This is a genomic window from Amycolatopsis halotolerans, from assembly GCF_042647905.1.
Lineage (GTDB): Bacteria > Actinomycetota > Actinomycetes > Mycobacteriales > Pseudonocardiaceae > Amycolatopsis > Amycolatopsis halotolerans.
Map to the genome: position 1 here is coordinate 1 of NZ_JBHRWI010000003.1, position 20432 is coordinate 20432.

The 20432-nt window shown below is 68.7% G+C and carries 20 protein-coding genes; 4 read left to right on the top strand and 16 right to left on the bottom strand.

Annotated elements, in window-relative coordinates; genetic code table 11:
- Nucleotides 1-253: 253 nt before the first annotated feature.
- The 10 genes from ACFORO_RS01460 to ACFORO_RS01505 all read right to left on the bottom strand — a co-directional run bounded on the left by ACFORO_RS01460 (nt 254) and on the right by ACFORO_RS01505 (nt 9107).
- Complete coding sequence (locus ACFORO_RS01460) at nt 254-1453, bottom strand: CynX/NimT family MFS transporter (RefSeq protein ID WP_377868974.1); 1200 nt, start codon at nt 1451-1453, stop codon at nt 254-256.
- Nucleotides 1450-1575 carry a hypothetical protein gene (locus tag ACFORO_RS01465; protein WP_377868973.1) on the bottom strand — a complete coding sequence of 42 codons (126 nt, stop codon included), beginning with the start codon at nt 1573-1575 and terminating at the stop codon, nt 1450-1452. Before ACFORO_RS01465 ends, ACFORO_RS01460 begins: the two co-directional genes overlap by 4 nt.
- Nucleotides 1576-1808: 233 nt before the next feature.
- Nucleotides 1809-2657 carry an aminodeoxychorismate lyase gene (locus ACFORO_RS01470; RefSeq protein WP_377868983.1) on the bottom strand — a complete coding sequence of 283 codons (849 nt, stop codon included), beginning with the start codon at nt 2655-2657 and terminating at the stop codon, nt 1809-1811.
- 189 nt (nt 2658-2846) lie between these two features.
- A complete protein-coding gene (locus ACFORO_RS01475) occupies nt 2847-3728 on the bottom strand; it encodes an ATP-grasp domain-containing protein (protein ID WP_377868972.1) in 882 nt (293 codons plus the stop codon).
- 17 nt (nt 3729-3745) lie between these two features.
- Nucleotides 3746-4483, bottom strand: coding sequence for an SDR family oxidoreductase (locus tag ACFORO_RS01480; RefSeq protein ID WP_377868971.1), 738 nt, complete (start codon nt 4481-4483; stop codon nt 3746-3748).
- A 31-nt stretch (nt 4484-4514) separates the two neighbouring features.
- Nucleotides 4515-5618, bottom strand: a complete 1104-nt coding sequence (metX, locus tag ACFORO_RS01485; protein WP_377868970.1) for a homoserine O-acetyltransferase MetX — start codon at nt 5616-5618, stop codon at nt 4515-4517.
- 33 nt (nt 5619-5651) lie between these two features.
- Entirely contained in the window at nt 5652-6614 is a 963-nt protein-coding gene (gene cysK, locus ACFORO_RS01490; protein WP_377868969.1) for a cysteine synthase A, read from the bottom strand.
- Nucleotides 6589-7449: a diaminopimelate epimerase gene (dapF, locus tag ACFORO_RS01495; RefSeq protein WP_377868968.1), complete on the bottom strand. Its 861-nt coding sequence runs from the start codon at nt 7447-7449 to the stop codon at nt 6589-6591. Before dapF ends, cysK begins: the two co-directional genes overlap by 26 nt.
- A 34-nt stretch (nt 7450-7483) precedes the next feature.
- The gene (locus tag ACFORO_RS01500) at nt 7484-8302 is read right to left on the bottom strand and encodes an arginase family protein (protein ID WP_377868967.1); all 819 of its coding nucleotides are present in this window, start codon (nt 8300-8302) and stop codon (nt 7484-7486) included.
- A gap of 13 nt (nt 8303-8315) precedes the next feature.
- Nucleotides 8316-9107: a YqcI/YcgG family protein gene (locus ACFORO_RS01505; protein ID WP_377868966.1), complete on the bottom strand. Its 792-nt coding sequence runs from the start codon at nt 9105-9107 to the stop codon at nt 8316-8318.
- A gap of 997 nt (nt 9108-10104) precedes the next feature.
- On the opposite strand from ACFORO_RS01505, the gene ACFORO_RS01510 reads away from it, so the two are divergent.
- A complete protein-coding gene (locus ACFORO_RS01510; protein ID WP_377868965.1) occupies nt 10105-11058 on the top strand; it encodes a nucleoside-diphosphate kinase in 954 nt (317 codons plus the stop codon).
- 9 nt (nt 11059-11067) lie between these two features.
- On the opposite strand, the gene ACFORO_RS01515 is transcribed toward ACFORO_RS01510, so the two are convergent.
- Complete coding sequence (locus tag ACFORO_RS01515; RefSeq protein ID WP_377868964.1) at nt 11068-12048, bottom strand: nucleoside-diphosphate kinase; 981 nt, start codon at nt 12046-12048, stop codon at nt 11068-11070.
- A gap of 117 nt (nt 12049-12165) precedes the next feature.
- Here ACFORO_RS01515 and ACFORO_RS01520 point away from each other — a divergent pair, with 117 nt between their 5' ends.
- Nucleotides 12166-13206, top strand: a complete 1041-nt coding sequence (locus ACFORO_RS01520; RefSeq protein ID WP_377868963.1) for a CobW family GTP-binding protein — start codon at nt 12166-12168, stop codon at nt 13204-13206.
- Nucleotides 13207-13562: 356 nt separating this feature from the next.
- Here the strand turns inward: ACFORO_RS01520 and ligD are convergent, their stop codons facing one another.
- The 3 genes from ligD to ACFORO_RS01540 all read right to left on the bottom strand — a co-directional run bounded on the left by ligD (nt 13563) and on the right by ACFORO_RS01540 (nt 16920).
- The gene (ligD, locus tag ACFORO_RS01530) at nt 13563-14579 is read right to left on the bottom strand and encodes a non-homologous end-joining DNA ligase (protein WP_377868962.1); all 1017 of its coding nucleotides are present in this window, start codon (nt 14577-14579) and stop codon (nt 13563-13565) included.
- Nucleotides 14576-15652 (bottom strand): ATP-dependent DNA ligase, encoded by a 1077-nt coding sequence (locus ACFORO_RS01535; protein WP_377868961.1) that lies wholly within the window; start codon nt 15650-15652, stop codon nt 14576-14578. The genes ligD and ACFORO_RS01535 overlap by 4 nt, the downstream gene beginning before the upstream one ends.
- A 113-nt stretch (nt 15653-15765) precedes the next feature.
- Nucleotides 15766-16920, bottom strand: coding sequence for a DUF1015 family protein (locus ACFORO_RS01540; RefSeq protein WP_377868960.1), 1155 nt, complete (start codon nt 16918-16920; stop codon nt 15766-15768).
- Nucleotides 16921-17007: 87 nt separating this feature from the next.
- Between ACFORO_RS01540 and ACFORO_RS01545 the strand changes: the two genes are divergently transcribed.
- Nucleotides 17008-18534 carry an MDR family MFS transporter gene (locus ACFORO_RS01545; RefSeq protein WP_377868959.1) on the top strand — a complete coding sequence of 509 codons (1527 nt, stop codon included), beginning with the start codon at nt 17008-17010 and terminating at the stop codon, nt 18532-18534.
- Here ACFORO_RS01545 and ACFORO_RS01550 read toward each other — a convergent pair.
- Nucleotides 18531-19415, bottom strand: a complete 885-nt coding sequence (locus tag ACFORO_RS01550; RefSeq protein ID WP_377868958.1) for a TIGR03854 family LLM class F420-dependent oxidoreductase — start codon at nt 19413-19415, stop codon at nt 18531-18533. The two genes, ACFORO_RS01545 and ACFORO_RS01550, sit on opposite strands and share 4 nt — an antisense overlap.
- A 64-nt stretch (nt 19416-19479) precedes the next feature.
- Complete coding sequence (locus ACFORO_RS01555) at nt 19480-19923, bottom strand: MarR family winged helix-turn-helix transcriptional regulator (RefSeq protein WP_354748947.1); 444 nt, start codon at nt 19921-19923, stop codon at nt 19480-19482.
- 104 nt (nt 19924-20027) lie between these two features.
- On the opposite strand from ACFORO_RS01555, the gene ACFORO_RS01560 reads away from it, so the two are divergent.
- Nucleotides 20028-20423, top strand: coding sequence for a DUF5313 domain-containing protein (locus tag ACFORO_RS01560; RefSeq protein WP_377868957.1), 396 nt, complete (start codon nt 20028-20030; stop codon nt 20421-20423).
- Nucleotides 20424-20432 lie beyond the last annotated feature (9 nt).

Here is a 20432-nt window from a genome sequence, read left to right on the forward strand (position 1 = left end):
CTCGTCCTCACCCACCACGAACACCACGGACGCTACTGAGAAAACCTCATTGGGGCGCTAGCCCCAACCCGAAACCGCAGCCGCTGCACCCAACGATCGAGGCACCCAGCCCCTCCCCCGCACCCCGATACGAAGCCTTCTCTGCGGTCTGGGGGTGCTTGTCAAGGCATCTTTCCCGCCTTGACAAGCACCCCCAGACCGTCAGCACAATCAACCTTCGGGGTGCCCCACGCAACCACAGCTGACGAAAAACTCACCCCACAGTCCGAGGCCGAGAAGCCAGCCCCCCAAACACAGTCTGAACCAACGCCAACCCGATCAACACCCCCAGCGCAGGCGTCCAAGAAGAAGCAACGTCGTGAATCGCGCCAATAGCAATAGGCCCAACCGCGGCAAGCGTATAGCCCGCCGACTGAGCCATCCCGGACAACGCCCCAGCGTCAGAATAGTCCTTAGTACGCAACCCAAACAGCGACAACGCCAGCGCCAGCGTAATCCCGCCGGCAAACCCAGCGAGAACAGCCCACACCACCGCAACCCCAGGCGCGACCAGCAACCCGGTCAACGCAGTCGTCAACAGCAACGAGCCAACAACAGCGACGACCCGCTGATCAGGCAACCGATGAATAAGCGCAGAACAAACCAGACTCCCGACCAGCCCGGAAAGATTGAACAGCAACTGATGAAACCCGGCAGTCACCGAACTGATACCCGCAGCATGCTCAATGGAGGACAACCAGGTCACCAACACATAGAAGGCCAGCGACTGCAGCCCCATAAATAGCGTGACCTGCCAAGCCAACGCACTAGTCCAAGGCCGCGCCGCGCCAGTCGCCCGCGCGAGCGCCGGAACAGCCGCGGAACGACGTAACTGCGGCAGAAAAAACCCAAGCGCCACCAGCGCGAGCCCAGCCCAGATCCCCAGCGACAACCGCCACCCGCCAGCCTCCTGCCCAGCCAGCGGAACCGCCACCCCGGCGGCAACCGCGGCGACGCCGGACTGGACCGCCGTGTACGTCCCGGTAATCGGCCCGATCCGAGTGGGAAAATCACGTTTGACCAGAGCGGGCAGCAAGACGTTCAGGATCGCGATCGCAACCCCGAGCAACACCGTCCCAGCCCACAACAACACCTGCGGCGGCGTGGAACGCAAGAGAATCCCGACCGCGAGCAGCAACACCGCCGCACCGAGCGCCCGCTCAAGCCCCAGCTTCGCGGCGACCTTGGGTGCGATCGGCGAGCACCCGGCGAACGCGATGAGCGGCACACTGACCAGCACAGACGCGGCTACCGACGAAAGCCCCTGATCAGACTGAACGAGGCTCAGGATCGGGCCAAGGCTGGTGATCGCGGCACGCAAGTTGGTCGCGATCAGCAGAACGCCGACGAGAATGAGCGCGGGTCGCAACGGGTTCCTGCGCTCGGGAGGTGCGGAGGCGGGACGGGCGGTCATGCGGCGGCCTCCGCGACGAGAAGTTCCGGCAGATAAGGGACGGGCGGACCGACGGCCAGGATCGGCTCGGCACGCAGCGGGGTGCCCGGATCGAGGACCGAGGAAGCAAGGCGAGCAGTCATGACGCGGTGTCCGCCCGGGGAATCCCTGGCGAACCGGAACCGGCCAGCAGAACCGAGTCGTCGCTCATCGAACCCCTCCCCGAGCCACCCCCGGACGCGACCAACGCCAGAACCACACCGAAGCGACGTCCGAGCTCGCCGGAATATCCCCGCCCATCGCCCGCCAGAAATGCCCAGCAAGCGAACTCGTAACTCCCGATCTTGCCCGTCCCCGCGCCGAGCAAGCAAGATCCTCACCGGTACACCGACTCATAAGCCGCACTCAATTCGCGGTGCAATTCGGTCGAGTCGGTCAGCGCTTTCCCGTCCAAGGTATGCACCCGGGTCAGCTTGCGCACCGACGACGCGACGAAAACCCCGTCTCCCGAGAGCAGATCGTCCACGGTCAGCGTCTCGATCTTCGCGGTGAAACCAGCCCTCTCCGCTCCCCGGTACACCGCGGCCTGCGTCGTCCCGGGCAGGATGCCGATGATCGGCGGCGGCGTGTACAGCGTCCGGCCGCGTACCAGCACCACCGAGACCGTCGGGCCTTCCAGCACCGAACCGTCGGTCGCGGTGAAGATGACGTCCGACGCGCCACGGCGATCAGCCTCGCGCAGAGCGGCCATGTTCACCGCGTACGACAGCGTCTTCGCGCCCAGCAGGAGCCACGGCGCGCGTTCGGCGAGGCCCGGTTCGACGCCGCGTTCCAGGGTGATCGCGGCGATGCCCTCGGTGCGCTCGCGCATCATCCTCGGGCTGATCTCGAGCCCGAGCGCGAAAGCCGTCGGCGGGGAGTCGGGCTCGGCGTCCAATCCCCTGGTGTAGATGAGTTTCATCGCGATTTCGCTGTCGTCGGGCCAGTGGTCGATCACCGCGCGGATGGCCCGTTCCCACTGCGCGTCGTCCGGTTCGGGCAGCTCCGTCATCCGGGCCGACCGGGCGAGGCGGTCCAGGTGCAGGTCCAGTTCCCGCGGCTCGCCGTTTTCGATCAGGACCGTCTCGAACACCCCGTCGCCGCGGAGCAGGCCGAGGTCGGCGACCTTGATCGCCGGGTCGTCCGGGTCGGCTACGGAACCGTCCAGGTAGCCAAGAACACGCATGTCTTGATCCTTGTCTTTGGCGCCGACTCCGTCGGCGCGGGCGGGATCTGTGTTTGATGGCGCCGACTTCGTCGTCGCGGGCGGGATCGCCTTTAAGTCGGCGTCTGACGGAGCTGCGTACCCGGCCCGGGGGGCCGTGCACGCAGCTCCGTCAGACGCCGACGCGATCCCGCGTTGTGGCTGGGGTGGTCAGGAGCCGACGCGGTTGGCTAGAACGGTGGCGAACCGCAGCGCGCTGCCGTCGCCGAAGGGCAGGTTGAGCGACGGTTCGCAGATGTCCAGTTCCAGCACCCGAGGCTGTCCCCGGTCGTCGCGGACCAGGTCGACGCGGCCGTACAGCAGCGGCCGGTCCAGTCCGAGATGGCTCGCGGCGGCGTCGAGGGCGGCGGAGGCGACCGCGCGTTCGTCCTGGTCGGCCACGCGCGGTTTGCGGAAATCGAGCGTCGGGACGTGCACGGTGCCGTCCGGCATCAGCATCGCGGCCTTGCGGATCGCGTGGCTGTACTCCCGGTCGAAATAGATCAGGTTTGTTTCGCCGTCCCGGTCGACCGACGCGAAATACGGCTGGACGAGCGCGTGCCCGCCTTCGTCGAACAGCTTCGACAGATGCGCGGCGGCTTCACGTGTCGCCGGCCGGGTGAATCGGCGGACGTTGCGCGAATACGCGCCGATCCCCGGCTTGACGACGATTTCCGTGGCTTCGGGATGCTTCTCCAGCACTTCCCGCACCACGAGGTCCGGGTCGTCCCCGGGGGAAGCGAACCGGCTCGGGACGACCGGGACGCCGAGCGCGGCCAGGTCCGCCAGGTAGGACTTGTCCAGCGCCCACCGGGCGACCGCGAGCGGGTTGAGCAGGAGCGTCGCCTTCTCGACCCGTTCGCACCACGCCAGGAACTCCGGCAGCTGGTCCACGTAGTTCCACGGCGAGCGCAGCACGACCGCGTCGAACCGCGCCCAGTCGACCTCGGCGTCCTCCCACTGGCAGACCTCGGTCTCCAGACCGACTTTCGCGCAGGCCTCGCGCAGCAGCGGCATGTCGTAGTCGATGGGCAGGCTGACGCGGTCGGTCACGAGAGCAACGGTGCGGGTCACCACGGCAGGACCTTCCCGGCGTGGAGGTAGCTGCCGCTCGGGCCGTCCTCGTCAAGAAGCGCGAGTTCGACGCTGGTCACGGCGCCGTCCGCGGGTTCGAGGTCTCCGGCTCCGTCGTTCATCCCGGTCTTGGTGTAGCCGGGATGCGCCGAGTTGACCTTGATCGGCGTGTCGCGCAGTTCGTACGCCAGGTGCACGGTCCACGAGTTCACCGCGCCCTTCGTGGCGCTGTAGGCCGGAAGCGCCTTGAAGGTGTCGCTGTGGGTGTAGGACTCGGGATCGCTGTGCCGGGTGAGCGAACCGAGCAGGCTCGACACGTTCACGATCCGCCCGGCGGCCGACTTGCGGATCAGCGGCAGCATCGCCAGCGTCGTCTCGACCGTGCCGAACAGGTTGGTGTCGAAGGTTTCCCGCCATTCGGCGAGCGTCTGCTCCGACGGCTGCTTGCCGTACTTCTCGATCCGCACGGCCGCGTTGTTGACCAGGATGTCGAGCCGTCCGTACCGGGTTTCGAGCTCCGCCGCGGCGGCCTCGATGCTCTTCGGATCGGTCACGTCGAGCTGAAGTCCTTCGACGGCAAGACCCGCGTCGCGCAAGCCCGTCGCAGCGGTCTCGACGGCGGCCTCGTTACGCCCGCTGAGCACCACGCGGACGCCGCGTTCGGCGAGCTGCCGCACGATCTCGAACCCGATGCCGCGGTTGGCCCCGGTGACCAGGGCAATGGTGTCGTCCAAATCGGTCTCGCTCTCTTGTCTTCTCCGGCGGTCACAGGGCGGACAGGAATTTCGCTGCCGGCGGCCCGAAACTGTCGAGGTCCGCCAGGAACGCGTCGTGGCCGAGATCGGATTCCAGCGCGAGGAACTCGACGTCCGCGCCGCCTGCCCGCAGTCCGTCGGCGATCTCCCGCTGCTGGTGCAGCGGGAACAGGATGTCCGTCTCCGTGCCGATCACGAGCGCCTGGTCGACCCGCAGCCGCGCCAGCGCCTCCGCGGTGCTGCCGCCGCACAGCTCGCCGAGGTCGAACCAGTCCATGCTGCGGCTGAGGTACAGGTAGCTGTTGGGATCGAACCGGCGCACGAACCGGCGCGCGTGATGGTCCAAATAGAACTCGACGGCGAACTCGAGGCCGAACGCGGCGTCCCCGATCCCGGATCTCTCGCGGCCGAACCGGCGCTCCCATTCCCGCGCCGACCGGTACGTGGTCATGCCGATTTTGCGCGCGGTCAGCATGCCGCGTTCCGGATAGCGCTCCGGAAGGTACTGTCCGTCGTTCCACAGTGGATCGGAGCGGATCGCTTCCCGTTGCAGGGAACGGATCGCGATCGAGTACGGCAGGGAATACGCGGCCGCGGAGATGCTGATGTGGCTGCGCGCCAGGTCCGGATGCCGGGCCAGCAACGCGAGCGCGCTCATCCCGCCCATCGACGCGCCGACGACGCACGCCAGCCGATCGAACCCGAGGTGCCGCACCGTGTTCGCCGCGGCGTCCGCGATGTCCTCAATGGACAGTTCGGGAAAGCCGAGGCGGTATGGCTGCCCGGTCGCCGGGTCACGCGAGGCGGGCCCGGTCGATCCTTGACAGCCGCCGAGCGAGTTCACGCAGATCACGTGCCACTGGTCGGTGTCGATCGGCTTGCCCGGCCCCAGCATCGACTCCCACCAGCCGGGGGCGGGGTCGTCGGGGCTCGACGCGGCGTGCGCGTCCGGTGAAAGCCCGGTGAGCAGCAGGACGACGTTGTCCCCTGCCGCGGAGGGCTGTCCGAAGGTCTCGTAGGCGACGCGCGCGCCGTGCAGCACGCCGCCGCGTTTCATGGCGAATCTCTCCGGCAGCGGGGCGAACCGCGTGGCCGGAGGAATGAATTCGTGCATCACGTTTCCCAGGTGGTCGGGCGAGAGTGCGCGTCACTCGCCGAGCGAGGCCAGCCATTCGTCGTCCGAACCGTCGCTGATTCCTTCGAACCAGAAACTGGACAGATACCGTTCGCCGGTGTCGGGCAGCATCGCGAGCAGCACCGCGCCCTCGGGCGAGCTCTCCGCTTCGCGCAACGCGGCGGCGAGGGTCGCGCCCGCGGACATTCCGGCGAAGATCCCCTCCTCGGCGGCCAGGCGGCGCGCGGTGTCCCTGGCCAGCTCGTCGTCGATCGTCACCAGTTCGTCGATCACGGTGCGGTCCATCACCCCGGGGACGAAGTTCGGAGCCAGCCCCTGCAACTGGTGCAGATTCCACGACTGCCCGGCCAGCACGGCCGCCTTTTCCGGCTCCAGCACGACGGTCCGCACGTCGGGCCGGGCCAGTTTGAGCATCTGCCCGACGCCGGTGATCGTGCCGCTGGTGCCGAATCCGGTGACGAAGGTGTCCAGCCGTTTCCCCGCGAAGTCGGAGAGGATCTCCGAGGCCGTGGTCTCCCGGTGATACGCGGGATTGGCCGGGTTCTCGAACTGGCGGGCGCGGAACCAGCCGTGCTTCTCGGCCAGGTCGTCGGCGATCCGGTTGCCGCCGAGGCTGCCGAGGTGACCGGGGAACAGCACCACCTTGCCGCCGTACGCGCGGATCAGCTTGCGCCGCTCCACCGAGTACGTGTCGCCGAGGACCGCGACGAACTGGTACCCGCGCGCGGCCGCCACCATCGCCAGCGCGATGCCGACGTTGCCGGACGTGCACTCCACGATCGTGTCGCCGGGCTTGAGCTCTCCCCTCGCCTCGGCGTCGAGGACGATGGCCAGCGCCAGCCGGTCCTTCACCGAGCCGCCCGGGTTGAACGACTCGACCTTGACGTACACCGAGACGTGCCCGGGCGCCATCCGGTTCAGCCGCACGATCGGCGTGCGGCCGATCGCGTCAAGAATGCTGGAGTACAGCGGCATGACGGAATTCTCCTTCGTACACAGTCGTGGCCGGGCCGGCCAGGACGATCGGCTCCTCTTCGGCGGGCCAGCCGATCCGGAGTTCCCCGCCGGGCACCTCGACCGTCACGTTCCGGTCGAGCCGCCCGGCCCGGATCAGGACCGCGGCGGCCGCGCAGGCCCCGCTGCCGCAGGCGAGCGTCTCGCCCGCGCCGAATTCGTGGACCCGCAACCGGATCCGGTCGCGTGCCACGACCTCGGCGAAGCCGACGTTGACCGTCGGCGGCAGCCCGGGCAGCGCTCGCACGGCCGGGCCGAGCCGCGCCACCGGGGCGCTGCCGATGTCGTCGACTTCGAGCACCACGTGCGGATTGCCGGTGGAGGCCGCGGCGAAGCGGACGGGAGTCCCGTCCGCCAGCGCCGCCTCGTACCGGCCGTCCCGGCTCGCGAAGCCGGACAGCGGGATCTGCTCGGGAGCGAACCGCGGCACGGTCAGCCCGATGCTGAACGCGTTGTCTCCCAGCACTTCCACCTGATGTGTCCCGCTGGGACTGTCGATCTCGAACGACGGCGGGCGCGCCAGCCCGGCCCGGACGAGCCAGGAGGCGACGCAGCGGGCGCCGTTGCCGCACTGCAGCGAGCTTTCGCCCGCCCCGGTCCAGATCTCGAACGAGGCGGCCGCGGAAGCACTGCGCGGCGGCCGGATCCCGAGGATCAGGTCGCAGCCCACGCCGGTGTGCCGGTCGGCGAGCGCCCGGCACAGTTCCGGCGAAGGCGCGGGCGCGTCCCTCAGGTCGAGTACGACGAAATCGTTGCCGCACCCGTGCATTTTGGCGAACGGAAGCGAAGGACTCACCCGCGCCGCCTGACGACGGCCGTCGTGCGCCGGTTCATCGCACCGCCGCGGTCGCGAACACCGGGGCGACCATGTCCATAATGGACTCGGCCGCGCGCGCGTCGGTGCTTTCGTCGCCGGTCGCGGCGAACTCGGCCAGTTCGAGACCGAGGACGTCGGCGGCCGGAATCGACTCCAGGATCTCGCGGATCCCGCCGGGAAGCAGACCGTCCGGCACGTGGTAATCGGCGGGCACCGTGCCCGGTTCGAGCACGTCCCAGTCGATGTGCACCCATACCCGCGCGCCGCCGACGGCCGCCGCGACCCGTTGCCCGGTGACGTCCGCCGGGGCGAGGATCCGGACGCCCGCCTTGTCCAGCAGGTCGCGTTCGGACGGATCGATGTCGCGCGCGCCGACGAGGACGACCCGGCTGGGGTCGACGCCCGCGCCGTGCCCGCTTTCCCACAGGCCGCACGCGCCCGACAGCGCCATCCCGCCGAGGTAGCCCGATTCCGTGGTGTCCGGGGTGTTGAAGTCGCCGTGCGCGTCGATCCACAGCACCGCGCAGTCCGGGTACGCCCGGACCGCGGCCGGCAGCGTCGCCAGGCTGGCCGAACAGGTGTTGGCCACGAGCACCGTGCGCCGTCCGGCCGCGACGCTCGCCGAAACCGCTTGCGCCAGGCCGGAAAGCGTCTCTTCCGCGGCCAGGAGGCTGACCGTCCAGTCGTCGTCCTCCGGGCCGGCGGGGGTGCCGACGAAACGAGTCGCGACGCCGTATCGTTCTTCCAGCGCACGCGCCGTGCGCGCCGCGCCTTCGATCATTCCCGCGCCGCGATCTCCGATGCGGCCTTGGGAAACGATCACTTCCATCATCGCCTGTCTCCGATCAGGTAGGGGCCGCGGCCCCGTCCGGCTGCGCGGTTTCGTTCACCCGGAAGGAAAACGGGCAAACATCGGTCCGCTCGACGTCGTCCTCGGGAAGGCCGTACTGCCACCATTCGAGCCCGGCCACGCCGTAGGAGCCGAGCTGGCGGGCCCGCGGGGCGCCGTCGTAGCGGTCGATCCTCGCCCGGATGTTGCTGCGGACCTTGCGACCGCTCGGGGTGTCGCCCGCGACCGCGTCGAACCGCTCGCGCGGGTTGACCACCAGCACGAAATGCGCGCCGAGGTTGCGGCTGCGCCGGACCTCGTGCGCGGGATTGCTCATGTTGACGAACAGCGGCATTCCGTTGAAACACATGGACCACGAGCTTTCGCCGGGGTCGGTGCCGACGTTGTCCGGCCACGGCGCCGGGTCGACGTGGTGCAGCTTTTGGATCACCTCCCAGCCGAACGCCTGGTACCCGGCGACGGACCGGGCCGAGACGGCCGAGGGCGAGAACACGATCAGCAAGGGGTACGCGGTGTCGAGGTGACCGTTCCAGTTCCGGGAAAGTTCGACGTAATCAGCGAGCGCGACGCCGAGTCTCGCGATGCCGTCCGGCCCGGCGTCCTCGGCGAAGGCGAACAGGAGCAGTTTCTTCCGGAATGCGTTTCTCGAGAAGACACAAGGGAAACCGCGGTCGGTGAGCCTGGACTCGACGTCGCGGAACGCCGCGGCGCGCCAGTCCTTTCCGAATGTTTCGGCCTCCTGCTGGGTGATCAAGGTCGTGCTGCGGGACTCGAGCAAATTGTGCATTCCGGCCCTCCGGGAATGTTCTTCCTCGGGATACGTGGTCCTTTCCGCCGTCCGGCCGGGCCTCAGTCGCGGGAGCCGGTCGTGCGGGATTTCTCCGGCGGACCCGCGGAACGGATTCCGGCTGGTCGACGGCCGCCCCGGTGCGGCGTCGATCGTCCGGGAACGCGAAGCGCCGCCGGCGCGGACGGTGGCGCGGGTGGTCGCGGTGGTGTTCGGCCGCGCGGTGCTGGGGATACTCGGGAGTGCTGGGGTGCGCGGCGTGCTGGGCACCGTGCGGATACAGGGTGTTCGCGCAGCCGACCGGTCCGGTGCCGCCCGCGACGCGTCCGGGGCTCACCCGCGCCCGTCCACACCCGGCACGGCCGTGTGCGAGCCGCGATTCGGAGCCGCTGACGGTTATTCCCCCACCGGACCGCCGCTGCCTCTCAGACTCTATGGACCCGGGCAAACCGGCGCAGCGACCATCCGGGTGAACAACATTCTACGCGAACAAAAGGAATGTCGGAGAATCTGTCGACGCAATGCCCGGAACCGAGCAATTCGCTTCCGGCATCCGGCGCAACCCCGGGCCGGGAGGGTGCGGGATCGACAGCGTTAACCGGTACGGACCACTGAAATCGCCTGGCAGCATGGACAAAACGTGTCCGTCCACAGTAGACTTTCGGTACTCGCGCGTTCCGCGCCGATTCGACGTTTCGCAGGACGAGGACCTGATCCGGTTCCGCTAGTCAGCCGCCGATCCCGCCTTCGCCGTAGCCTGATCGGCCGCCGCGGAATCCGCCATCCCGCCCACCAGGCGGCGAAACCTCGCATATTCAGGACGAAGCGACTTTCGTCGACATCCGCTGCGCCTGACAGCGGTCCGCAGAAGGTGTTCGGCATTTCTTGGCAGACTGCTCATCGGTGCTTCACACGCCTCGCCCGGCGCGCAGCGCCCCCGTCGCCGGCTTCCTCTCGCGGAGCGTCTCCGGGATATCATCGCGGCAGAGGATCGACCATGGGGGCAAAGATCGACGACACGGACTGGGCCGCGCTCACGCGAATGCCCGCGAAGCGCACCGCTTACCGCCGCGAAACCTATTTCCGGGAAGGCATCCGCGACGTCGCCCGGTTTCTCGGCGACCGGGCCCCGGAAGTCCTGCGCCGGCACGCGCTGCTGATGGTCAAACCGGACGGCATCGCCGCGGGCAAGGTGCGCCCGGTGCTCGACTGGCTGCACGGTCAGGGCTTCGCCGTCCAGACCGTGCAGCGCCCGGCGTTCAGCGGCCTGCTGTGGCGGGAAATGTGGCGGTACCAGCTGACGTCGGCCACGGTGGACCGGCTCGCGCTGAACGACCTCATCTACGTCGGCTCCGGCCTGCTGCTGCTCGCGCGAGACGAACAGCCTAGGCCGACGCCCGCGACAACGCGGCTGGCCTCGCTGAAAGGCTCAGCCGACCTGGCACAGCAGAAGCCCGGCACGCTGCGCGCCCTGCTGCGCCAGCACAACCGCAACTTCAGCTACGTCCACGTCGCCGACGAGCCCGCCGACCTGATCCGCGAACTCGGCCTGCTGCTCGACCCGGCGCAGCGACGGGAGGCACTGACCGGACTGGCCTCCGACGAACCGAGCGGTCTGCCGCTGCTCGAAGAAGCACTCGCCGCCGAAGCCACCGTCGTCCCGCAGACTTTCGACGCCGACGCGGCCGCCGAGGCTGTGGCGGACGCGCTCAACCGGTCCGAGCACGGCGGCCAGGCGCTCCAGCTGCTGGAACGCCTGCGGTTCGGGGAATCCGTGCCCTGGGTCGAGGTCGCCGAGGCCGTCGCCGAAAGCGGGGCCGAGGTCGATCGCTGGGACCTCGCCGCGGTCGGGGCCAGCCTGATCCAATGCGACGAGCCCGGCGAGCCGAAGCTGATCTCCAACCCGCCTCCCGTGCTCTGGGACAAGCCCCGGGTGCGGCGTCCTTTGTAGACGAACTGGTCAGCCGACCGGATGCCGCGCCGATTGTGCCGTCCACGCTTCCGGCGAAACCGGCGGCAGCAAGGCATGCGGCACCGGGCGCTCGTTGTGCACCACGAACGACGCCGTCACGATCACGTCCCAGCGGTCGGCCTTCTCGAACGGCACCAGCTCGGCCAGCTCGTCCCAGGTGATCCGCTCCCCGCCCGCCACGAGTTCGCGCAACCGGGCGACCGCGGACTCGCGCGTCATCAAGGCCAGCCGGTCCAGCGTCGCGTCGATATCCAGGTCGTGCGCCGGGCAATCCGCTTCGATGGCGGCGATCTCGGCCCGTGCCTGCGCTGTGCGGTCCTCGGCGAGATGCGCCCGCAGCTCCTCGAGAAACCGGAGCCGCTCCGGGCGGTCGAGGAAGATCGCCAGCTCGCGCACGATGTCCGCCGGTTCGTCGCCGACGTGCACGAAGTTCAGGATCCGGTTGGGCGGGTTCAGCTTCGTGCGCAGATGGTGCGGTTTGCGCTGGGCCGGATCGCCTACGCCCTTCAGCTCGCAGAGCCGGACCGTCGCGGGCAATCCCGCGGCCGGGCGGACGTCGCGCGCCAGGAACAGCAGCACATCGTTGGTGAGATAGTAGAAAGTGCATAACTGCAGCCGGTCGACGGTGTAGATGTGCCAGTCGTAGCGCCACACCTCGCGCATCGAATGCCGGGTGTAGCGCAAGCGCGTGGTGGCGACCGGCACGAAACCGTTGTCCGCCAGGTACTCCATGACGGGGCCGAGCCTGCGGCCGACCACCGCGTCCGGTTTGACCACGAGCATCGCCAGCCCGTCGAGCACGCCGGTCGCGTCGCCGCCGAAGACCGAGAGCACGTCCGCCCAGCACTCGCGGAAGTACAGGTCGCAGCCGTAGACCTCCCGTTTCTCCGGCACGACCGACAACTGCCGCCACTCTTCGGCCGTCGGCATGCCGTCGACCCGGTCCTCCCTGCCCGGCGTCCAGATCATCCGTTCATCGTGCCACAACGGCGCACTCAGCCAGTCCCCTTTGCGGAGGCGGTAATGCCGGTCGTCGCGGCAGCGCCAGGTATCGTCGACGGCCCGGACGACAGAAGGGGTTGAAGCGTGGCCAGGCAGCGGGTTCCGGTAGTTCTCGTCGCGGGTTTTCTCGGTGCGGGAAAGACCACAATGCTCAATCACCTGCTCGCCAATCGCCAGGGCGCCAGGGTCGGCGTCGTGGTCAACGACTTCGGCCAGGTGAACATCGACGCGCTCGCCGTTGCCGGGCAGGTCGACACGATGGTGTCGCTCGGCAACGGCTGCCTGTGCTGTGCGGTGGACGCCAGCGGGCTGGACGCCATGCTTGGCAAGCTGTCGCGGCCTGAGGCCGGTATCGACGTGATCGTCGTGGAGGCCAGCGGGATCGCCGAGCCGCGTGATCTGTTGCGGTTGATGATCGCCAGCGAGAATCCGGATATTCGGTACGGCGGACTGGTCGAGGTTGTCGACGCGGTGGAGTTCGAGGCGACGCGGGAGCGGCATCCGGAGCTTGCCGAGCACCTGCGGGTTGCCGACCTGGTGGTTCTCAACAAGGTCGATCGGGCTGACGCGGATGCGGTGGCCAAGGTGCGGGGTGTGGTCGAGGAGTACGCGCCGGGGGTGCCGATGGTGCTGACTGAGCGCGGGCGGGTTGATCCGGCGTTGTTTTTCGACCCTCGACCTCGGGATAGTTACGGGCAGTTGTCGTTTGACGATCTTCGCGAGCATGATCATTCCGAGCATTTGCACGCGCGTTATGAGAGTGTCGCGTTCACGTCCGATCAACCGCTTTCGCCTCGGCGGTTCATGGCCTTTTTGGAGAGTCGGCCTGCTGGGTTGTATCGGGTCAAGGGGCAGGTTGATCTTGGCGCAGAGGGGGGTCGATCTCGGTTCGGGCTGCATACGGTGGGGGCGTTTGTGCAGGTCGAGCGGTCGTCTTGGCCTGGTGGGGGACGTCGGACCGAGCTGGTGTTGATCGGGGCCGGGATCGATTCGGCTCGCGTTGAGCGGGAGCTTCGCGCTTGCGTGGATAAGGACGCTGGCGCTGATGAGCGGGGGCTTTTGCGGTTTCTCCGGTATTTGGACGAGCCGGACGAGGAGTCGTCGCGCCACGCCGAAGATGGCTAAACGCGCCGGTTACGGGGGTGGGGGTCGCAGTATGGCCGGGTAGCTCGAAGCAGCCTCTTTGGAGGACGAGTTCCTATGGCGAAGACGATTGCGGCCCGGTGGTATTTGGTCGGCGCGTTGCCGGAGGAGGATCCGGTCGCGCATCTGATGACTCGCGCGGACGATCTTCGGTATCGGAGGTCCGCGTGCGGGGAGCGGGACTCCCGGACTTGGACGCCGGTGGATTTGACTGAGCCCGGGACTGGACATGTGACGCCTTGTCCTGGGTGTGTGGCCAGCTTGTCCGGGGGTTCCGTGGGTGCTTCGGAGGAGGAGCAGTTGGCGTTTGATCTTTCGTTGGGGTGAGGTTCCGCTCGTTACTCGTCGGCGGCGGTCGCCTTTTTGGCTCGGCTGGGTGCGACCCGAGGCGGTTCGTTCGGCATCTTCGGGTACACCGGTGGCCAAGGCGCATCCATCAGCCCGCCAGCCATATCTTCCCGAGACATCTCCAGCAACGCCTCGATCGATTGCGGCCGGTCGTTCGCGCCTGCCCATGGGTCGCCTCGTTCCGCGACCAGTGCCGGGACGGTCGAGAGCGTCAGGGTGTCTGGCTCCACCGTTGCCAGTTCGTCCCAGGTGATCGGCGTCGACACTTGCCCGCCTAGCCTAGGCCGCACGCACCAAGCGCCGAAAACCGTTTTGTGCGGCGCGTTCTGGTTGAAGTCCACGAATACTCGTGAGCCGCGTTCTTCTTTCCACCATTGTGCGGTGATGAGGGTTGGGTGACGGCGTTCCAAAGCTCGGGCCAAGGCTACTGCGGCTGCCCGCACCTCGTAGCCGTCCCATCGCGGTTCCAGCATGGAATACAGGTGCAGGCCTCGCGAGCCGGAGGTCTTTACGTAGACCTCGATACCCAGCTCGGCCAGGAATTCGCGCACCAGTATCGCTGCCTCGCGCAGTTGCGGGAAGCCGATGCCGGGTGACGGGTCCAGGTCGATGCGCAGTTCGTCCGCGATATCCAGCGCCGCCGCGCGGTTCGGCCATACGTGGAAGCCCAGGCAGCCTTGGTTTACCGCCCATAGGACGTGGGCCAGGTTCGCGGCGACCAGGGCGTCGCTGGTGGTGCCGTTCGGGGTGGAGACGACGGCTGTGGTCAGCCAGGAAGGAGCGTTCTTCGGCGTGCGTTTCTGGAACCAGGATTTTCCGCCCGCCCCGTCTGGATAGCGTTCCAAAAGGAGCGGCCGTCCGCCCAGCCGGTCCAGCAACGGGCCCGCGACGGCCTGGTAATAACGTACGAGAGCTAGCTTGGTTTCGCCTCGTTCCGGGAAATAGACCTTGTCAGGGCTGGAGATTGTCAGTTCTACACCGTCTATTTCCAGTGTTGCCCCGCTCATCGGGCCTCCCCGAACAGATCCGCCAACTCGGCTGGCGGGGCTTCGTCGAGTTGTGCGTAGGTGCACGAATCCGGAGTCCGGTCGGGACGGAAGCGGACTAGCCGTCCGCCGTGGCGGAAGCGGCCGCCTTGCAGGTGTTCGTAGCGGACTTCGGCGACTTGTTCCGGGCGCAGCGGTTCCCAGGACAGGTCTTTGTCGGGGGCCCATCGGCTGTTCGCGCCCGGACGGCGAACCTCGTCGGCTTGCCATTCCGCCCAGCTGCGCCACGGATGGCCTTCGAGCGCGTTCTCCCGCCACGGAGCCAGCTCCTCGACCAGCTCCCGGCGCCGCGCCGCGGTGAAGCTGCTCGCGACGCCTACGTGGTGCAGTGAACCCTCGTCGTCGTACAGGCCGAGCAGCAGCGAGCCGACGCCCTTGCCGTCCTTGTGCCAGCGGAAACCGGCGACGACGCAGTCCGCGGTGCGTTCGTGCTTCACCTTCAGCATCACGCGCTTGTCCTGCTCGTACGGCAGATCGGCGGGTTTCGCCATGACCCCGTCGAAGCCCGCGCCCTCGAACCGGGTGAACCAGTCCTGCGCGGTGTCCGGGTCGGTGGTGAGCGGGGTCAAGTGCACCCGCTGCAAGCCGCTCGACGGAGCGAAGATCCCCTCCAACGTGCGACGCCGGTCGGCGAACGGTTTCTCAGTCAGGTTCTGCTCCCCTAGTGCGAGCAGGTCGAACGCGACGAAGCTGGCGGGAGTCTCCTCGGCGAGCTTCCGGACCCGGCTGGCCGCCGGGTGCAGCCGCAGCTGCAACGCGCCGAAGTCCAGACCGCGCGGCGTGACCAGCACGATCTCGCCGTCGACGACGCATTTGTCCGGCAGTGCGTCGCGCAGCAGGTCGACCAGCTCCGGGAAGTACCGGGTGAGGGGACGGTCGTTGCGCGAGCCGAGTTCGACCTCGTCGCCGTCGCGGAACACCACGCAGCGGAAGCCGTCCCACTTCGGCTCGTACCAGAACCCGCCGTCGCGCGGCACCTCGTGCACGGCTTTGGCGAGCATCGGCCGCACCGGCGGCATCAGGGGTAGCTCCACCTGCGCGATCCTAAGCGGAACAGACGCTGACCTGCACCTTTTTACTAATCCGGCCAAAAGCAGGCCGCCCCCCGCTCGGCACGCAACCGTTGCTGCGCGTGGCTGTGGTCGGATTAGTAACGATCGGCGCGGTACCAGCGCGCCAGCACCAGCCCGCCCCTCGGCTTGGGCGTGAAGTACGTGGCTTTCCGCGGCATCCGCCGTCCCGCCGCGTGCACTGCCTGCACCGTCTCGAACGGCACCGGGGCCAGTTGGACCACGGCGTCCGCGTCCGGCGGGACCGGGCTGCCCGGCAGGAGCGGGCGGACGTGCGGGCCGTCCGGGTCGAGGCCGAGCGCCGAGCCCAGGAGCAGCTGTTCCGCTACCTCGTGGTCGATCACCAGCGGATCCGACCCGGGCAGCCGCACCCGCAGCACTCGCGAGCCGGCCAGCACGACCGCGGTGCCGGGGCAGGAGGGCGGGGTCGCGTCGTTCGACCAGGTCACGTCGAGCCCAGCCGCCTGCCAAGCCGTGCACAGGGCCTCGGCGGTGTGCCCGGTCCCGAGCAGCACGCGGTTGATCGCCCGGATCTCCAGCTGCGAGCCCGCCGTGATCAGCGCCAGCAGCTGACCGCTTCCGGCGGCGGCCGCGACCCGGTGGTTTCCGTCCGCCACCAGCAGATCGCTCGCCGACGCGGCCTCCAGCAGCCGTTCCTGCATGTCGCCGCGGCCCACCACCCACAGCTCGTGCGGCAGGCCTGCCCGGTCCACAGTGGACACATCAGGATCCGCTGAGCTCGATGCTTCCTTGACCGCCGCGGTCAGGTCCGCGCCGTCGCCGACCGGCACGAGGAGCGCGGCGCTCGTCGCGCAGCCGAGGCCGTCCAGGACGGCCGCGCGCTCGGCGACCACCTCCGGATAGACCTCCTCGGTGTGCCGCACGCGAGCCCCGCCCGGCGCCAGTTCCCGGACGTCGACCTGGCACAGCACGCCCGCGATGGTCTCCCCGATCCGGTAAGCCGCGACGAACCCGGTTTCCGGGCGGTAGTGCCCGGCCAGCAGCCGATCGAGGGTCTCGCGCGCCTGCGGCAGCGCGGCCTCGACGTCCAGCCCGGCCGCCAGCGCCGCCGGGGTCCGCGCCGGATGCTGCGCGGCCAGCAACGTGTCCCCCTCCACCGCCGCAAGTGCCCTCGTGACGGCCGCCGGTTCGGCGAACTCGTCGACGTCCGGCCCGGGCACCTCGCCCCGCACGACCCAGCCGCTGCCGATCGATCGCACCCATCTGTCCATCCCCCCATGATGGCGGTCAGACGGACGCTCGGGCACCGATCAAACGGCTGGGGAATGCTTGCCGGTGCGAAGGAGTTTATTCCCGGCATGGGAACCACGAGCAGTCCGCCCGCGGCGAAACGCGCCGCCGTAGGCCTTCGTTCCGAGCGCGGACCCGTCCTCGCCGCCGTCATGCTGAGCACCGGCCTCGTGGCCCTCGACAGCACCATCATCGCCACCGCGGTCCCCTCGGTGGTCCGCGACCTGGGCGGGTTTTCCCAGTTCCCGTGGCTGTTCTCGATCTACCTGCTGACCCAGGCGGTCACCGTGCCGCTGTACGGCAAGTTCGCCGACGTCCTCGGCCGCCGCCCGGTGATGTTCTTCGGCATCGCCGCGTTCCTGCTCGGCTCGGTGCTGTGCGGGTTCGCGTGGAGCATGCCGGTGCTCATCGCCGCGCGCGCGGTGCAGGGCATCGGCGCGGGCGCGGTCCAGCCGATCAGCATGACGATGGTCGGCGACCTGTACACAGTCGAGGAGCGCGCCCGGGTGCAGGGCTACCTCGCCGGAGTGTGGGCGGTCGCCTCGGTGATCGGGCCGACGCTCGGCGGCGTGTTCGCGGAATACCTCAGCTGGCGGTGGATCTTCTTCGTCAACCTGCCGCTCGGCGCGCTCGCCGCGTGGATGCTCTACCGCAAGTTCACCGAGCAGGTGAAACGCACGCGGCACAAGGTCGACTACGCCGGCGCGACCCTGCTGACGCTCGGCTGCGCGCTGCTGATCCTGGCCCTGCTGGAAGGCGGGGTCGCGTGGAGCTGGACGTCCGCGCCGAGCCTGGCGATCTTCGCCGTCGCCGTCCTGATGCTGGTCACGTTCGTGCTGGTCGAACGGCGTGCGGAGGAACCCGTGCTGCCGCTGTGGGTGTTCACCCGGCGCACGCTGATCGGCGGAAACCTCGTCGCCCTCGTGACCGGCGCGGTGCTGCTGGGCTTCAGCTCGTTCTTGCCCACCTATGCGGAAGGCGTGCTCGGCACGGACGCGCTCACCGCGGGCTTCGCGCTGGCCGCGCTCACGATCGGCTGGCCGATTGCCGCGTCGCTGTCCGGGAAGGTCTACCTGCGGATCGGATTCCGTGACACCGCGCTGATCGGCAGCGGATTCCTGCTCGTCGGGGCGGTCATGGCGACGTTCCTCGGCCTCGACTCGGTGGTTTGGATGGCCGCGGCGGCCGTGTTCGTGGTCGGTATCGGGCTCGGGCTTTCGTCGAGCCCGACGGTGGTGGCCGTGCAGTCGACCGTCGGCTGGGAGCGCCGCGGTGTGGTGACCGCGACCAACATGTTCAGCCGTTCGCTGGGCAGCGCGGTCGGCACGGCAATCTTCGGCGCGATCGCCAACGCCACGCTCGCCGGCCGGTTCTCGAACCCGCCCGCGGAGGTCGCCGGGCACCTTCCGGCGAGCGTCGACGCCACCAGCCGCATTCTCAGCGGCGCGCACGATAACTCACCAGCCACGGCGTACGTCCGCGAATCGCTGGCCGGAGCCACGCACAACGTGTTCCTCGCGATCGTGGCCGTGTCGGTGCTCAGCGTCGTCGCGCTGCTGCTCATGCCCCGCAAGACCGAACAGCTGACGTTCTAGTTCTGCAACGGCACGAGTTCGCGCACGAAATCGTCGAGGAACTGCCGGTAATCACCGGAGTATCCGGGCCGGACCACGAATTTCGTGAGTCCGGCCTCGACGTGCTGCTCGATCATCCGGCGCGCCCCGGCCCAGCTGGTGGGCACGAGTTCGGTGGCCGGACGGCCTGGATTACGCCGCTGCGCCACCGTCCGCAGCCCTTCCGGAATCCCGTGCGGCGCCAGGACCATGCTCAAGCCGAAGTGGTCCGATTCGATCTCCCGGTCGGCTTCGGCGGCGGCTTCCTGAATCGCCAGCCTTGCCGCGCGGGACTGGTCCGGCGTGTGGAAACTGCCGAGCCATCCGTCGGACAACCGGCCCGCGCGACGCAATGCCGCCGGGGCAGCCCCGCCGACCCAGACGTCGAGCCGCTTCGCCGGACGCGGCCCGATCGTCACGCCGTCGACCTGGAAAAACTCGCCGTCGAAGGACACGTTGTCCTGTTCCAGCACCAGGCGCAGCAACGCGAGCGACTCGTCGAACACCGCCGCGCGTCGCCGCTGCGGCACCGGGAACAGGGCGCGTTCCCCTGGCTGCGCGGGCATCAGGCCGAACACCGGGAGCACGCGTTTCGGAGCTAATCCAGCGAGCGTGACCAGCTGTTTCGCGACCAGCACCGGGTTCCGTCCGGGCAGAATCGCCACACCGGTGCCGAGTTTGAGCCGCTCGGTGCGGGCCAGCGCGTGCGTCATGCCGATCAACGGGTCGACGTCCGGCGAATAGACCACTTCCGACAGCCACAGCGAGTCGACGCCCGCCGCCTCCGTCAGCTCCGCCAAACCGGAGAATTCTTCCGGCCCGGTCCCGAGCCCCGGAGCCACCCCCACCCGGATCTTGTCCACGTTCGCTCCGTTCAGTCGACGCGTTCCCTTGAGCAGAACCGGATCCGGGCGCGGGTTCTTCCCGCTATGCGGTCGCTTCGATCACCCGGCCCAGCGCGGCGTGCAGCGCCTCCAGTTCGGAAACCTCCATGCCGAGCCGCTCCACGACGCGATACGGGATTTTCTCCGCCTCGGCGCGCAGATTCCGCCCCTTCCCGGTGAGCTCGACGGTCAACTGGCGCTCGTCGGCCCGGCTGCGGCCGCGCGTCACGTACCCGACCGCTTCCAGCCGTTTGAGCAGCGGCGACAGTGTCGCGGGCTCGTGCCGCAACGCCGTGCTGAGGTCCTTGACCGACCGCGGCGACTGCTCCCACAGCGCCAGCATCACCAGGTACTGCGGATGCGTCAGCCCGTGCGGCTCCAGCAGCGGCCGGTAAATCGCGATCACGCTGCGCGAGGCGACCGACAGCGCGAAGCACACCTGCCGGTCGAGCTTCAGCGGGTCCTCGCCAAGGTCGATCTCGGCCACTCGTCCTCCTCGTGCTCGAGCCCACCCTAGCGCGGGCTGCACCACACTAATAGTTAGCGTACTAATCATTAGTGTACTCTGGCCGCAGACCCCGAGGAGGCACGATGACCGAACGGCCCGGCGTTCTCCGCTGGTTCTGGTACGCCGTCAGCGGACGACTGCCCGAGCGCTACCAGGACTGGCTGCTGCACGACGCGACGTCCAAGCACTGGAAGGCGCGGCACGTCCTGCGCGCGTCGGTGGGCATCGCGCCGCTGTGCCTGGTCTGGCTGCTGCTGCCGGCCCCGCTCGGGCTGCGGCTGGCGATCGTGCTGATGGCCGCGCTGGTGTCGTACTTCTACTCGTGCGCGTACATGGAGGAAAGCATCGACCACCGGTTGGCCCGCAACGGTTTCCCGCCCGGAACGGGCAAGCGGATCCGGCGCGAGAAGGCCGCCGAGGCCAACGCCGAGGCGACCGCCCGCTACATCGCGGCCTACCGGCAGCACCCCGCCGACTAGACTCGGGAG